Origin of the sequence: Aeromicrobium marinum DSM 15272, assembly GCF_000160775.2 — a bacterium.
Classification (GTDB): Bacteria; Actinomycetota; Actinomycetes; order Propionibacteriales; family Nocardioidaceae; genus Aeromicrobium; species Aeromicrobium marinum.
Genome location: NZ_CM001024.1, coordinates 2,577,661 through 2,591,961, shown reverse-complemented (window position 1 = coordinate 2,591,961; position 14,301 = coordinate 2,577,661). Strand labels below are relative to the sequence as shown.

Here is a 14,301-nt window from a genome sequence, read left to right as displayed (position 1 = left end):
AGGGGCACGATGCTCAGGTGACGATCCGCATCGGCAACTGCAGTGGCTACTACGGCGATCGGGCGTCGGCGATGGGCGAGATGCTCGCCGGGGGTGACCTCGACTTCCTCACCGGTGACTACCTCGCCGAGCTGACCATGCTGATCCTGGGTCGGGACCGGATGAAGAACCCCGACGCCGGCTACGCCAAGACGTTCGTGCGCCAGATGACCGCGAACCTCGCCCTCGCGAAGGACCGGGGGGTCCGGATCGTCACCAACGCCGGCGGCCTGAACCCCGCGGGGCTGGCCGACGTGCTCCGCACCATCGCGGCCGAACAGGCCGTCGACGTCACGATCGCCCACGTCGAGGGCGACGACCTCGCGCCCCGCGCCGACGAGCTCGGGTTCGGCAGCACCCTGACGGCCAACGCCTATCTCGGCGCCTTCGGCATCGCGGCCGCCCTGCAGGCAGGGGCCGACGTCGTGGTCACGGGCCGGGTCACCGACGCCTCGGTGGTGGTGGGACCGGCCATCGCGGCCTTCGGGTGGGGTCGTGACGAGGTCGACGCGCTGGCGGGCGCCGTGGTCGCCGGCCACGTCATCGAGTGCGGCACCCAGGCCACGGGCGGCAACTTCAGCGGCTTCCGCAGCCTCGACCTCACCCGACCGCTGGGCTTCCCCATCGCCGAGATCGCCGCCGACGGCTCCTCGGTCATCACCAAGCACGACGAGACCGGGGGAGCCGTCACGGTCGACACCGTCACCGCCCAGCTGGTGTACGAGGTGCAGGGCCCGGTGTACCTCAACCCCGACGTCGCGACCCACCTCGACTCGGTGCGTCTGGAGCAGGTGGGTGCCGACCGGGTCGCGATCTCCGGCGTCCGCGGGTCGGCTCCGCCGGCGACCACCAAGGTCTGCCTCAACACCCTCGGCGGGTACCGCAACAGCGTGGAGTTCCTGCTGACCGGGCTCGACATCCCGGCCAAGGCCGCGTGGATCCGCGGTCAGATCGAGGCCGCGCTCGCCGCGGGCACCCCGCCCGCGCAGATCGAGTGGCAGCTCGACCGCACCGACCGGTTCGACCCCGAGACCCAGGCGGCGGCCACGAGCCAGCTGCGCTGCCATGTCCGTGACGACGCGGCGGAGCCGGTCGGCCGCGCCTTCAGCGACGCCGCCGTGCAGCTGGCCCTGGCGTCCTACCCCGGTTTCACCGTCACCCGGCCCCCGGCCGCCGGGACCCCCGTCGGGGTCTACCGCGCCGCCTACGTGCCGCAGACCGAGGTGCCGCACGTGGTGGTGCACGCCGACGGCCGCCGCGAGGACATCGCCCCTCCCCCCGGGGCGGTGGATCTGCGACCGAATGGCTCCGTTGCCGGCCCGGCGGTGGATGTGCGACCGAATGAGGCCTCAGAAGGTCGCGAATCCACCGACCCCTCGGAGACGCGGCGGGTGCCGTTGGGCGAGCTCGTCCACGCCAGGTCCGGCGACAAGGGCGGCGACGCCAACGTCGGTGTGTGGATCCCGGCCGAGCACCCCCGCCGTGAGGCGGCCTTCGCGTGGCTCGCGGCACAGCTCACCCCCGACCGGGTCCGTGAGCTGCTGCCCGAGGCCGCACCGCTCGACGTCGAGGTGCACCCCCTGGCCTCGATCGCCGCCGTCAACATCGTGGTGCACGGCCTGCTGGGCGAGGGCGTCGCGTCGTCGACCCGCTCGGACCCGCAGGCCAAGGCGCTCGGCGAGTGGTTGCGCGCCCGCGTCGTCGACATCCCCATCGAGCTGCTGACCCCCGCCACCGAGGAGACCGCATGACCACCGCCTGGACCACACCCGAGCGAATCGCCCTGCGCGACGCCGTCACGGCCTTCACGCAGGACCAGATCGTGCCCCACCTGCCGACCTGGGAGGACGAGGGCCGACTGCCCCGCGAGCTGCACGCCCAGGCGGCCAAGGCCGGCTTCCTCGGGGTCGGGTTCGACGAGGCCGTCGGCGGCGACGGTGGCGACCTGGTCGACGGGTCCATCGTCACCGAGGCGATCGTGCAGGCGGGCGGGTCCACCGGCGTGCTCGCCTCGCTGTTCACCCACGGCATCTCGCTGCCGCACATCATCGACTCCGGCAACGCCGACCTGATCGACCGCTACGTGCGACCCACACTCGCCGGCGAGACCATCGGGTCGCTCGGCGTCACCGAGCCCGGCGGGGGATCGGACGTCGCGAACATCCGCACCAAGGCCGTCCGCGACGACGACCACTACGTCGTCAACGGCGCGAAGACCTTCATCACGTCCGGCGTGCGCGCGGACTTCGTCACCACGGTCGTGCGCACCGGCGGCGAGGGCTACGGCGGCATCAGCCTGCTGGTGATCGACAAGGACGCCCCCGGCTTCACCGTCACCGGGCCGCTGCGCAAGATGGGCTGGCACTGCTCCGACACCGCCGAGCTGTCGTTCGAGGACGTGCGCGTCCCGGCCGAGAACCTGGTCGGCGAGGAGAACGGCGGCTTCGTCCTGGTGATGCAGCAGTTCGTGAACGAACGTCTCGGCCTGGCCGTGCAGGCCTACGCCACCGCGCAGCGTGCCACCGACCTGGCCGTGGAGTACGCGCGCCAGCGCGAGACGTTCGGCAAGCCGCTCATCACGCGCCAGGTCATCCGCCACAAGCTGGTCGACATGCAGCGTCGCACCGCCGCGGCCCGCGCCCTGACCCGTCAGGCCGTCGAGCGCTCCATCGACGGATCCACCACCGACCCGTCGATCATCCTCGACGCGGTGCTGGCCAAGAACACCGCCGTCGAGGCGGTCGAGCACGTCGTCACCGAGGCCGTGCAGATCTTCGGCGGCATGGGCTACATGCGCGAGTCCGAGATCGACCGCCACTACCGCGACGCCCGCATCATCGGCATCGGCGGTGGCGCCACCGAGGTCCTCAACGACCTCGCCGCGAAGCTGCTGGGGTACTGATGACCCTCGCACCCCGCCCCGCGAGTGGCGCACCCCGCCCCGCGAGTGGCGCACCCCGCCCCGCGAGTGGCGCAGTTCTGTCGCGACACGCCGTCCGAAATCGCCGATCTGCGCCACTCGGGACCAGGAGTGCGCCACTCGACACCACCACCGGAGGGACACCGTGAAGACCACCGTCGACACCGAGTCGCCCACCTACACCGAGAACCGCGCCGCGATGCTCGAGCGGGTGGCCGACCTCGCCGAGCAGCACGCGCTGGCCATCGCCGGCGGCGGCCAGCGGTACATCGACCGCCACCACCAGCGCGGCAAGCTGACCGCCCGCGAACGCATCGAGCTGCTGATCGACCCCGACAGCCCGTTCCTCGAGCTGTCGAGCCTGGCCGCCTGGGGCACCGACTTCACCGTCGGCGGCGCCATCGTCACCGGCATCGGCGTGGTCGAGGGCACCGAGTGCCTCATCGTCGCCAACGACCCGACCGTGAAGGGCGGCTCCTCGAACCCGTCGACGTTGAAGAAAGGTGGCCGCGCGGCCCAGATCGCCCGCGAGAACCGTCTGCCCACCATCCAGCTGGTGGAGTCCGGCGGCGCCGACCTGCCGACGCAGAAGGACATCTTCATCCCCGGCGGCGGGTCGTTCCGCAACATCACCCGGGCCAGCGCCGACCGCACGCCCACCGTCGCCCTGGTGTTCGGCAACTCCACCGCCGGCGGTGCCTACATCCCCGGCATGAGCGACTACGTGGTGATGGTCAAGGAGGGCGCCAAGGTCTTCCTCGGCGGCCCGCCGCTGGTCAAGATGGCCACCGGTGAGGAGTCCGACGACGAGTCGCTCGGCGGCGCCGAGATGCACGCCCGCACGTCCGGGCTCGCCGACTACCTGGCCACCGACGAGCACGACGCGATCCGTCTGGGCCGCGGCATCGTGCGCCGGCTCAACTGGCGCAAGCTCGGTCCGGCTCCCGCGGCGGAGTACGCCGAGCCCGAGCACGACCCCGAGGAGCTGCTCGGCATCGTGCCCACCGACCTCAAGGTGCCGTTCGACCCGCGCGAGGTCATCGCCCGGATCGTCGACGGACCCACCGGCGAGGTCACCGGCGACAGCGGGGGGTTCCACGAGTTCAAGCCGCTCTACGGGTCCAGCCTCGTGTGCGGCTACGCCCAGCTGCACGGCTACCCGATCGGCATCCTCGCCAACGCCCAGGGCGTGCTGTTCAGCGAGGAGGCGCAGAAGGCCGCGCAGTTCATCCAGCTGGCCAACCAGACCGACACCCCGCTGCTGTTCCTGCACAACACCACCGGCTACATGGTCGGCGCGGAGTACGAGCAGGGCGGCATCATCAAGCACGGCGCGCAGATGGTGAACGCCGTCTCCAACTCCAAGGTGCCGCACATCAGCATCGTCATGGGCTCGTCCTACGGCGCCGGTCACTACGGGATGAGCGGCCGCGCCTACGACCCGCGGTTCATGTTCAGCTGGGTCGGTGCGCGGTCCGCCGTGATGGGTCCGGCGCAGCTCGCCGGCGTCATCTCGATCGTCGCCCGCGGAGCCGCCGAGGCCAAGGGCCAGCCCTACGACGAGGAGGGCGACGCCCAGATGCGCGCCTTCATCGAGGCGCAGATCGAGAAGGAATCGCTCGCGTACTTCACCTCCGGGATGCTCTACGACGACGGGGTCATCGACCCCCGGGACACCCGCAGCATCCTCGGCATCTGCCTCAGCGCCATCCACAACGCGCCCGTCGAGGGCGTCACCGGTGGGTACGGGGTGTTCCGCCTATGACGCGCGCGGCTCCTTCGTCGCCGCTCCAGCGGCTCGTTCCTCACCGCTGTTGGGCTGCGCCCAGGCGCGCTGCCTCGCTTCGCTCGGCCTACGGTCACCTTCTTCCGGGAGTCAGCTCATGATCACTTCAGTCTTGGTGGCGAATCGGGGGGAGATCGCCCGGCGGGTGTTCCGCACGTGTCGTGACCTCGGGGTCGCCACCGTCGCGGTCCACAGCGACGCCGACGCCGACGCGCCGTTCGTGGCCGAGGCCGATCGTGCCGTCCGCCTGCCCGGCAACTCCCCGGCCGACACCTACCTGCGCGGCGACCTGGTGATCGAGGCGGCCCGCGCGGCCGGTGCCGACGCGATCCACCCCGGCTACGGGTTCCTGTCCGAGAACGCCGAGTTCGCGCGGGCGGTGATCGACGCGGGACTCGTGTGGATCGGACCCACGCCCGACTCCATCGACGCGATGGGCAGCAAGATCCGTGCCAAGGAGCTGATGGCCGCGGCCGGCGTGCCGATCCTGAGCGTCGACCCCGACACCGCGACGGCCGACGACTTCCCGCTGCTGGTCAAGGCGTCCGCCGGAGGTGGCGGCCGCGGCATGCGCGTGGTCAGCGACCCCGCCGACCTCGCCGGCGAGCTGGCCGCCGCCGGCGCCGAGGCCGCGTCGGCGTTCGGCGACGCCACCGTGTTCGTCGAGCCCTACCTGCCGCTGGCGCGTCACGTCGAGGTCCAGGTGCTGGCCGACACCCACGGCACCACGTGGATCCTCGGCGACCGGGACTGCTCGATCCAGCGACGTCACCAGAAGGTCGTCGAGGAGGCCCCCGCCCCGGGCCTGTCCGACGAGACGCGGGCCGTGCTGCACACCGCTGCACGCAACGCCGCCGAGGCCGTGTCGTACGTGGGCGCCGGCACGGTCGAGTTCCTCGTCGACCAGCGCACCGACGGCTCGGCCCGGGTGCTGTTCCTGGAGATGAACACCCGCCTGCAGGTCGAGCACCCCGTCACCGAGGAGATCTTCGGCCTCGACCTGGTGGCCCTGCAGCTGTCGGTGGCCGAGGGCGACGCCCTGCCCGCCGAGCCGCCCGCCGCCTCGGGCCATGCCGTCGAGGTCCGCCTGTACGCCGAGGACCCCGCCGACGACTGGGCGCCCCAGACCGGCACGATCCGCGCGTTCGACCTCGGGTCGGCCGTGCGGGTCGACTCCGGGTTCGAGGCCGGCAGCGTCGTCGGCGTGCACTACGACGCGATGCTCGCCAAGGTGATCGCCGTGGGCGCCGACCGGACGCAGGCGATCCGGCGACTCGTCGCGGCTCTCGGGCGGGCGCGCGTCACCGGCGTCACCACCAACCTCGCCCTGCTGCGGTCGATCCTCACCGACGAGGAGTTCGTCGCGGGTCGGGTGCACACCGCCCTGCTCGACCAGCGCCTCGAGGCGTGGACCGCTCCGGCCGTCGACGAGCGCACGGTCGCCAAGACCGCCCTGGCCGCGGCGTTGGCGTCGGCCACCACGGCCACCGCGCAGGCACGGGTGCTCAGTCGCATCCCGACCGCCTACCGCAACGTGCCGTCGCAGCCGCGGGTCCGGCGCTTCACCCTGGGGGCCGACGAGATAGCGGTCGAGTACGCCCAGCACCGCGGGTCGTTCACCGCGGTCGGACTTCCCGACGTGACGGTGCTCGACGCCGCACCCGACCGGGTGCGCCTGATCGACGGCGGTGTCACCGAGACCTTCACGGCCGCGGTCACCACCGAGGCGGTCGACGTGACCGGCCCGGGTGGCACGCTGTCGTTCGTGCCGGTCCCCGACTTCGTCGACCCGGCCGACGTGGTCGCGGAGGGTTCCCTGCTGGCCCCGATGCCGGCGTCGGTCGTCGCCGTCTCGGTCGAGCAGGGGCAGACGGTCAGCAAGGGCGACGTGGTCGTCGTCCTCGAGGCCATGAAGATGCAGCACACCATCACGGCACCCACCGACGGTGTCGTCACCGAGCTCGCGGTCGTCGCGGGCCGGCAGGTCGAGTCGGGGGCCATCCTGGCCGTCATCGAGTCCGAAGGGGACACCGCATGAGCGCATTCACCGAGTCCGAGGAACGTCGCGAGCTCCGCAAGGCCGTGGCCCAGCTGGGTGCCAAGTACGGCGCCGACTACTTCCACCGGGCCGCGGTCGAGGGTCGCAAGACCACCGAGCTGTGGGCCGAGGCCGGCAAACTCGGCTACCTGGGGGTCTCGATCCCCGAGGAGTTCGGCGGCGGCGGCGGTGACATCGGCGACCTCGCCGCGGTCTGCGAGGAGCTCGCCACGGCCGGCTGCCCACTGCTGCTCATGGTCGTCTCACCGGCGATCGTCGGCACCACCATCGCGCAGTACGGCACCCAGGAGCAGAAGGAGCGTTGGCTGCCGGGCCTCGCCGACGGCACCGCCACCTACGCGTTCAGCATCACCGAGCCCGACGCCGGCTCCAACTCGCACAACATCATCACCAACGCCGAGCGCACCGAGGACGGCTGGGTGCTCAACGGCGGCAAGACCTACATCTCCGGTGTCGACGAGGCGAGCCACCTGCTCGTGGTCGCCCGCCGGTCCGACGCCAAGACCGGCAAGCTGAAGCCGGCGCTGTTCATGGTGCCGACCGACGCCGAGGGCTTCACCAAGCAGCAGATCGAGATGGGCATCGTCAGCCCCGAGAAGCAGTTCACCCTGTTCTTCGACGACGTGCGGCTGCCCGAGGACGCGCTGATCGGCAGCGAGGACGCCGGACTGGAGCAGCTGTTCGCCGGGCTCAACCCCGAGCGCATCATGGCCGCGTCGATGGCCACCGGCAGCGCCCGGTGGGCGTTGGCCAAGGCCGTCGCGTACGCCAAGGAGCGCGAGGTGTGGGGCAAGCCGATCGGCGCGCACCAGGCGATCAGCCACCCGCTGGCCCGTCTGCACATCTCGATCGAGATGGCGCGGCTGCTGACGCAGAAGTCGGCCGCCCTCTACGCCGCGGGTGATCTGATGGGCGCCGGTGAGGCCGCCAACATGGCCAAGGTCGCCGCGGGTGAGGCGGCTGCCGACACCATCGACCAGGCCATCCAGACCCACGGCGGCAACGGCCTCGCGACCGAGTACGGGCTCGTGCACGCGCTCGCCGGGTCCCGGCTGAGCAACATCGCTCCGGTCAGCCGCGAGATGGCGCTCAACTTCGTCGCCCAGTTCTCGCTGGGTCTCCCGAAGTCGTACTGATGGCCGAGCACACCGAGCTGGTCCACCTGGAGGTCGCGGACGGGGTCGCGACGATCAGCCTGGACAGCGAGCACAACCGCAACGCCCTGAGCCGGCAGCTGGTCGGCGAGCTGACCGCTCACCTGACGACCGCCGGTGACGACCCGCAGGTGCGGGCCGTGCTGCTGCGGTCGGCGGGCCGGGTGTTCTGCTCGGGCGCCGACCTGTCGGAGGCGACGAGCGACGGCATGGTCGACGGGGCGAAGGCGATCGTGGCGCTGCAGCGACAGATCGCGACCCTGCCCAAGCCGGTCGTCGTCGTGCTGGCCGGACCGGTCCGGGCGGGTGGTCTGGGCATCGTGGGTGCGGCCGACATCGTCCTCGCGGCGGAGTCGGTCACGTTCGCCCTCACCGAGGTCCGTCTGGGTCTGGCGGCGGCGGTGATCTCGCTCAGCCTGCTGGAGCGGTTCAGCGACCGTGCCGCGGCCGACCTGTTCCTCTCGGGCCGCACCTTCGACGCGGCGGAGGCGGTGACTGCCGGTCTGGTCACGCGGGCCGTACCGGACGACGGGCTGGCCGACGAGGTGACCCGGACCCTGGCCGACCTGACGCTCGGCTACCCGCAGGGCCTGCGCGAGACCAAGGCGCTGCTCAACCACGACCTGGTCGCCCGCATCGACGCCCTGGGGGACCAGGTCGCCGAGCAGTCGGCCCGGTTGTTCGGCAGCGACGAGGCCCGCGAGGCGATGACGGCCTTCCTGCAGCGCAAGCGCTGACCGTCCGGCGAACGTGACGGGGTGCGTTCGCCAGCCCGAGGCACGAGGGCGTGAGCGCAGCGAGGCGAACCTGGCGCGGGTGTCCGCCTCGGGCTTCGCGCTCACGGTCGCTCCGCTCCCTGGCGAACGTGACGGGGTGCGTTCGCCAGCCCGAGGCACGAGGGCGTGAGCGGAGCGAGGCGAACCTGGCGCGGGTGTCCGCCTCGGACTTCGCCCTCACGGTCGCTCCGCTTCCTGGCGAACACCACCTGCGTTCGCCAGCCCGAGCTTGCGAGGGCGTGAGCGCAGCGAGGCGAACCCCCACCGTTCAGGCGCAGCTGCCCTGCCCGAGCTGCTCGAGGCCGGCCAGGTCGCCCGACCCCCACTCCAGCGGGCCGACGAGCGGCTGCATCAGGGCGCCCTCGTCCTCGACGTGGTCCAGACCGACCAGGTGGCCGAGCTCGTGCAGCAAGGTCGCCCGCGTCTGGTCCTCGCCGAGGGTCGCCAGTTGCGGACCGTCCAGCAGCACCTGTCCGGTGACGTAGCGTCGCGCGCCACCCTCGTCGGTCCAGGCGCTGCCGCCGAGTCCCAGGACGTTGCCCGCGAGGTCGGGCACCTCGTCGTCGTCCGTCCAGGCGATGAGGACCGGCTGCCAGTCGTCGCCGGAGCGTTCGGGCTGCCAGTCGTTCGACGGTGCCTCGGTGGTCTCGCCCTCCAGGTCGAAGCGGAGGCCGGTGAGGGAGGACATCTCCTCGAGCGCGTCGTCGACCAGCTCCAGCGCCCCGGGTGGGCCGGTGAGGGTGTTGACCACGACCCGCACCGGACGACACGGGTCGTAGGCGACCGGCTCGTCGGAGTCGGCCTGGGTCGTGAGGAACGCGTACTGGCCGCCGTCGGCGGTGGTGCGGACGTCCGACGGGTCGGCGACGCTCGACGGGTCCCACGTGACGATGACGCCGGTGCCCTCGGGGTCGAGCACGATCTTGCCCAGCACGGCGCCGAGGACGAGCAGGAATCCGCCCATCGCGACGACGGCCCGGCGCCGGGCACGCCGGTCGACGACGGGGGTGGGGTTCACCCCACCAGTGTGCTGGGACTCCCGACAGGTCGCCCTCCCACCACCGTGGGCGGTGGGTGAGGTACCGATCAAGGGCGCTGACAGGTTGCTCACCTACCGCTACCGCGAAGGAAGGGTTGTTCACGCACCGCTCATGGGGGTGCCCCGGCCCATGGACGACGTCAGCCCCACAGCAGAGAGCGCTAGCTTCCGGGGAAGTGTCGAAGAACTGAGCTGCTTCATGGGACCAGTAGCAAGCGCCCGTGGAGACATTGGTGGACGAGGGGTCACTTGTCGTCGAATCGCGAGTTCACGCGGAGCGATGCGTGGACAGTCGTTGCGACCGGAGTCGCACGCAGGTCAGTGCAACTCCGATACCCAGGACTACAACCCCTACGTAGTGGATCATGCCCGGCTTCACGACCAGCGAGCCGCCGGACATGGGTTCTAGTCCGGCCCGAATGGGTCTATCGGGCCAAGTGCACGTGATGCGTTGAGTTAGGTGGTCGGCTGCCATGTTGAACTGAGATCCCTCCGCATAGTCGGCGGTGGGAACGCTTGAGAACAAGACGTTGTGAGGTCCGAGGCCGGTGCAGAAGGCCGTGTTGCTAGCCAGGGACATCACTGCGAACGACGGGACGAACCATAAAGTGGCACCGACCACGATCAATGCAAGTGCTCGTTTCATGTCCCCCACCCCGCCCGACCATTCGTAGTCGAACTGTACCGTCGCCATGACTTTGAGTCGACATTCGATCCGCGCCGATGCCTGTGGGCGGGCCCTTCGGGGGTGCCGGACGACTCACGTCTTGAGGGATGCGCTCATTGCGCACTGGTCTCAGTGGCGATATGCATGGAGCGTTGTCGGCCGATGTCCACGGGGGGATATTCCAATGCATCGGTTAATGCTGTCGCTTATTTCGTCGTCGACGGTTCTTGCTCTGGCTTCACTGAGCGCGGCGTGCGGCTCTGGCGGGTTTGCGGATGAGGTTTGGGAACCCGCGTCATCGCGGGTCAGCGGAGAAGGCCTAGACTTCGAGGCCGTACCTCTGAGTTTCCCGGTGTCGTGGGAGGACGCCACGGAACTGCTCGAAGAGATGGAGAGCGGAATTGGCCTGCGGTACAGCCGATTTGGTTCAATAGGAGAGGTGTTCGGGAAGAGTTCCGACGATCTCGATCTCGTTGCGCGAAGCATCGCGGACGACCAAGGTGCTCTGCCGCCCGTCACCCATATACTGGTGCAACGTGCCATCGTGCGTGATGACAGCCGACCGCTCGATGACGTATCTCGAACCTCAAGATCGCTGCCGCCGTATCAGATGAGAGGCAGCGCGCCCGAGTCAGGCAGCCTGCTGACAAGGGCGAGAGAAGTGATCCCTCAGAAGGACCAACTAGGTCGGACCACCGCCATCAGCGTTTCAGACGGGAGCGGGCCTGAGGAATGGGCCCCGCCCGCTACTGAGGTGATCGCAGAAGACGGCGAGGTTGCCGGGGATGGGCCCCCGCTTTCCGCGAATACGATCGATATGTGGATGCAATGGCCAAGCAGCGTTAACCGGATCCCGGAATCAGTCCCACAAGGATGGGTGCTTGAAGCCGAAGTGAACACGTTTTCGGGACTCGGCTTGAATCCCGGAGGTCTGTTTCAGCGACCATTCTGCCCAACTGATGGAAATGACGCGTACTTCTGGTCAGGGTTCAACCCCAATTTTTCCGTTGACCCAGGTGGCAACTTCCTCGGTTGGAGTATGAGCACACTGAATACTTCGTTGGACCCTGAGGCCTATGGCGCCTATCTGGACTACAACCTGCTTTTCGACAACTGCGACCGAAAGGCGCTAGGAATCGGCATCGCATATCCCCAAGACGCTCCATTCCTTCTTCCCGGGGATTCTCAATCTCGTGGATTCATTGTGTCGTTGTACTTGCCGCAGGGCTTGGAGGAATCCAGTGCTATGTCGGCCGGGTACCAGCTGGTCACCAATGATTGCACCGGTGAGGTGAGCACCAACTGCACCGGTATTGATAGTTCAACAGGCGCAATGCCTCCGCTCGGTTACAGCACCGGTTCTCCGGCCATGAATCTGGGTCGTGGCTTCACGGTGCCCGGCTGCTATGCGCGAAACTTCCCGAGTGATCCGATCGAGCAGACTTGCTTCTAACTTCACGAAGGGCCAGATGGCGGATCCGCTGGTCCTGCGATCTCGGGTCAGGCCAAGCCCGGAGTCAGTTGGCTGTCGTTAGATGGAGAGCTACTTCTAGTCTGGCAGAAAAGTTCAGGCTGCTGCATGGATCTGTGACAGCGGTTCAGGCCGCCTGAGTGACGGTCTGGCCCATGATCATCTCGAACTCGATGGGCGTCAATCGTCCGAGTCGGGCCTGTCTTCGGCGTCGGTGGTAAGTCTGTTCGATCAGGTCACGATCGCGATCCGGAGGTCGTCGCGGGTGGTCCACGTTTGGCGGTTGAGGACGTTGCGTTGGAGCAGGCTGAAGAGGCTCTCCATGGCCGCGTGGTCGTCGGCTGAGCCTACTTGGCCCATCGATCCGACCATCCGGTGGCGGAACAGGGAGACCTCATTGCGAACCAGTGGGCAGTGTCCGCTTTACCGACGACCAGGTCGCGACCTTCGGCACCCGTGCACGAGACGACCTGCGGCGTTCGGCTGAGTCGGGCAGCCGACTCATCACCGACCAACGCCGAAGGCTGGCCGAGTTCGAACGACACCAACAGAAGCTGCTCGACGCCTACATGGCCGACGCACTGCCCGTCGAGGTGCTCAAGGATCGTCAGGGCAGCGTGGCGACCGAGATCACCGAAGTCAACGCCTCATCCCGGGTGCCCAGACCCACAGCGATGCGCTCTTCGCTCGGCTCGAGCAGATCACCGACCTCCTGACCCACGCCGAGCGGCTCTACAGCTTCTGCGGCGCCGAAGCCCGCCAGCTACTCAACAACACCGTCTTCGAGGCCTTCCACGTCGACAGCGAGCCCACAGACGGCGTTCTCGCGCCCGTGTTGGCCGACGCACCCCTCACGCCGGTCCTTGCCGCCGTCATCGGCGACGAGGCCCCCACAGGCCCGAAAAGCGGGCACAAGAGAACCCTCGTCATGCTGACGCACGACGAGGGTTCCAACCTGACACATTCGGCGGAGATGGAGGGACCCCGTCGCTCGTTCCTCGCTCCTCCTCAAATCCCCGGCCCACGGACGACTTCAGCCCCACAGCAGAGAACGCTGCGGGGCTGAGGTCGTCGGCGGAGATGGAGGGATTTGAACCCTCGAGAGGTTTGACCCTCAACCCGCTTAGCAGGCGGGCGCACTAGGCCACTATGCGACATCTCCTCGTTGCCCCGCGGTGGCCGGGCAACCACGTCAGGATAGCGACCGTGACGGGTGCCCGACCAACCGGGACGGGGCGACGGCGGATCGGGCCGCCGCAGCAGGTGTTCAGCGCAGCAGGTCGAGCACGTCGTGGTCGTCGATCGTCTCGGTGAGCCGTGCCAGGTGCCAGGCGCGGTCGCCGAAGGTGTGCTCGATGGCCGTGAGCCGGCTGGTGTAGTGCCCGGCCGCGTACTCGTCGGTCATCGCGATGCCACCGTGCAGCTGGATCGCCTCCTGGCCGATGAGCCGCGCTGCGCCACTGACCTGCAGGGCCGCGCGGGACGCGGCCAGCGGATCGGTGCCGGGAGCGTCGGCCGCCATGGTGGCGTACAGCATCGCGCTGCGCGCCAGCTCGAGCTCGGTGTACATGTCGGCCGCGCGAAACGTGAGCGCCTGGAAGGTCTTGAGCGGCACCCCGAACTGCTTGCGCGACTTGAGGTACTCCGTCGTCATGGTCAGTGCCTCGGCCATCGCCCCGACCGCCTCGGCGGCCAGCGCCACACGGGCCAGGTCGAGCGCCGCGGCCACGGCGGACTCGTCTGCGTCGCCCAGCGGCACCGCCGGCGTGCCGTCGAGCTCGATGCGAGCGGCCTTGCGGCCGTCGTGCGTCGGGTACGCCGTGCGGGTGAGTCCGCTGGCGTCACCGGCGACCACGAAGACGCGGGTGGCGCCGTCGGCCACCGCGGTGACGAGCAGGGTGTCGGCCACGCCGCCGAACGACACCGGCTCCTTGACACCGGAGAGCGTCCAGTCGTCGCCGGAGCCGGAGGCGGTGACGCCGTAGGCCTTCGCGCCGTAGGGGGCGCGCGGCTCGGTGTGGGCCAGCACGACGAGGTGCTCGCCCGACGAGATGCCCTCCAGCAGGGTGCTCTTCTGGTCGTCGGTGCCCGCGGCCGAGACGAGACCGCCGGCCAGGACCACGACGTCGACGAACGGGATGGGCGCCAGGGTGCGGCCGATGCGCTCGGCGACCAGCATCACCTCGGTGGCGCCGGCACCGACCCCGCCGTGCTCCTCGGCGAACGGCAGACCCAGCAGCCCCATGTCGGCCGCTCCGGACCACAGCTCGGCGTCGTAGCCGGAGTCGGACTCGCGGGCCTTGTTGCGACGGTCGTACCCGTCGCTCAGCAGGCCCTTGACCGCGTCGGCGAGGGCGAGTTGTTCGGTGTCGAGGGTGAAGTCCATGTCA

Annotated in this window: 10 protein-coding genes, 1 tRNA gene and 1 pseudogene; 8 read left to right on the top strand and 4 right to left on the bottom strand. The window is 69.5% G+C overall.

What is annotated here, in order from left to right; genetic code table 11:
- The first annotated feature begins 17 nt into the window (after positions 1–17).
- From HMPREF0063_RS13160 to HMPREF0063_RS13135, 6 genes are all read left to right on the top strand, one after another.
- Positions 18–1,790 carry an acyclic terpene utilization AtuA family protein gene (locus HMPREF0063_RS13160; protein WP_040320294.1) on the top strand — a complete coding sequence of 591 codons (1,773 nt, stop codon included), beginning with the start codon at positions 18–20 and terminating at the stop codon, positions 1,788–1,790.
- On the top strand, positions 1,787–2,941 hold the full coding sequence (locus HMPREF0063_RS13155; RefSeq protein WP_007079183.1) for an acyl-CoA dehydrogenase family protein: 1,155 nt from the start codon (positions 1,787–1,789) through the stop codon (positions 2,939–2,941). The genes HMPREF0063_RS13160 and HMPREF0063_RS13155 overlap by 4 nt, the downstream gene beginning before the upstream one ends.
- Before the next feature lie 217 nt (positions 2,942–3,158).
- The gene (locus tag HMPREF0063_RS13150; protein WP_050761038.1) at positions 3,159–4,724 is read left to right on the top strand and encodes an acyl-CoA carboxylase subunit beta; all 1,566 of its coding nucleotides are present in this window, start codon (positions 3,159–3,161) and stop codon (positions 4,722–4,724) included.
- Between the two features lie 118 nt (positions 4,725–4,842).
- On the top strand, positions 4,843–6,783 hold the full coding sequence (locus HMPREF0063_RS13145) for an ATP-binding protein (protein ID WP_007079181.1): 1,941 nt from the start codon (positions 4,843–4,845) through the stop codon (positions 6,781–6,783).
- A complete protein-coding gene (locus HMPREF0063_RS13140) occupies positions 6,780–7,940 on the top strand; it encodes an acyl-CoA dehydrogenase family protein (RefSeq protein WP_007079180.1) in 1,161 nt (386 codons plus the stop codon). Before HMPREF0063_RS13145 ends, HMPREF0063_RS13140 begins: the two co-directional genes overlap by 4 nt.
- Complete coding sequence (locus HMPREF0063_RS13135) at positions 7,940–8,695, top strand: enoyl-CoA hydratase-related protein (protein ID WP_007079179.1); 756 nt, start codon at positions 7,940–7,942, stop codon at positions 8,693–8,695. The genes HMPREF0063_RS13140 and HMPREF0063_RS13135 overlap by 1 nt, the downstream gene beginning before the upstream one ends.
- Positions 8,696–9,002: 307 nt before the next feature.
- Here HMPREF0063_RS13135 and HMPREF0063_RS13130 read toward each other — a convergent pair whose 3' ends face one another.
- Entirely contained in the window at positions 9,003–9,752 is a 750-nt protein-coding gene (locus HMPREF0063_RS13130; RefSeq protein WP_050760963.1) for a matrixin family metalloprotease, read from the bottom strand.
- Positions 9,753–10,636: 884 nt separating this feature from the next.
- Here HMPREF0063_RS13130 and HMPREF0063_RS16665 point away from each other — a divergent pair.
- Positions 10,637–11,893 carry a hypothetical protein gene (locus HMPREF0063_RS16665; RefSeq protein WP_156794134.1) on the top strand — a complete coding sequence of 419 codons (1,257 nt, stop codon included), beginning with the start codon at positions 10,637–10,639 and terminating at the stop codon, positions 11,891–11,893.
- Positions 11,894–12,038: 145 nt separating this feature from the next.
- Here the strand turns inward: HMPREF0063_RS16665 and HMPREF0063_RS13125 are convergent.
- Positions 12,039–12,301: pseudogene (locus HMPREF0063_RS13125) on the bottom strand (IS3 family transposase); the annotation flags it as partial.
- A 17-nt stretch (positions 12,302–12,318) separates the two neighbouring features.
- On the opposite strand from HMPREF0063_RS13125, the gene HMPREF0063_RS13120 reads away from it, so the two are divergent.
- On the top strand, positions 12,319–12,627 hold the full coding sequence (locus tag HMPREF0063_RS13120; RefSeq protein ID WP_007079173.1) for a hypothetical protein: 309 nt from the start codon (positions 12,319–12,321) through the stop codon (positions 12,625–12,627).
- A 359-nt stretch (positions 12,628–12,986) separates the two neighbouring features.
- Here HMPREF0063_RS13120 and HMPREF0063_RS13115 read toward each other — a convergent pair.
- Together HMPREF0063_RS13115 and HMPREF0063_RS13110 are read right to left on the bottom strand one after the other, a co-directional pair.
- Positions 12,987–13,073 (bottom strand) — tRNA-Ser (locus HMPREF0063_RS13115).
- Positions 13,074–13,178: 105 nt separating this feature from the next.
- On the bottom strand, positions 13,179–14,297 hold the full coding sequence (locus HMPREF0063_RS13110; protein WP_007079172.1) for an acyl-CoA dehydrogenase family protein: 1,119 nt from the start codon (positions 14,295–14,297) through the stop codon (positions 13,179–13,181).
- Positions 14,298–14,301: the final 4 nt, after the last annotated feature.

Bases quoted from the DNA above. Each gene is read 5' to 3' on its own strand.
- HMPREF0063_RS13135 (WP_007079179.1), top strand. From the start codon at position 7,940: ATGGCCGAGCACACCGAGCTGGTCCACCTGGAGGTCGCGGACGGGGTC.
- HMPREF0063_RS13155 (WP_007079183.1), top strand. From the start codon at position 1,787: ATGACCACCGCCTGGACCACACCCGAGCGAATCGCCCTGCGCGACGCC.
- HMPREF0063_RS13140 (WP_007079180.1), top strand. From the start codon at position 6,780: ATGAGCGCATTCACCGAGTCCGAGGAACGTCGCGAGCTCCGCAAGGCC.
- HMPREF0063_RS13110 (WP_007079172.1), bottom strand. From the start codon at position 14,297: ATGGACTTCACCCTCGACACCGAACAACTCGCCCTCGCCGACGCGGTC.
- HMPREF0063_RS13145 (WP_007079181.1), top strand. From the start codon at position 4,843: ATGATCACTTCAGTCTTGGTGGCGAATCGGGGGGAGATCGCCCGGCGG.
- HMPREF0063_RS16665 (WP_156794134.1), top strand. From the start codon at position 10,637: ATGCTGTCGCTTATTTCGTCGTCGACGGTTCTTGCTCTGGCTTCACTG.
- HMPREF0063_RS13150 (WP_050761038.1), top strand. From the start codon at position 3,159: ATGCTCGAGCGGGTGGCCGACCTCGCCGAGCAGCACGCGCTGGCCATC.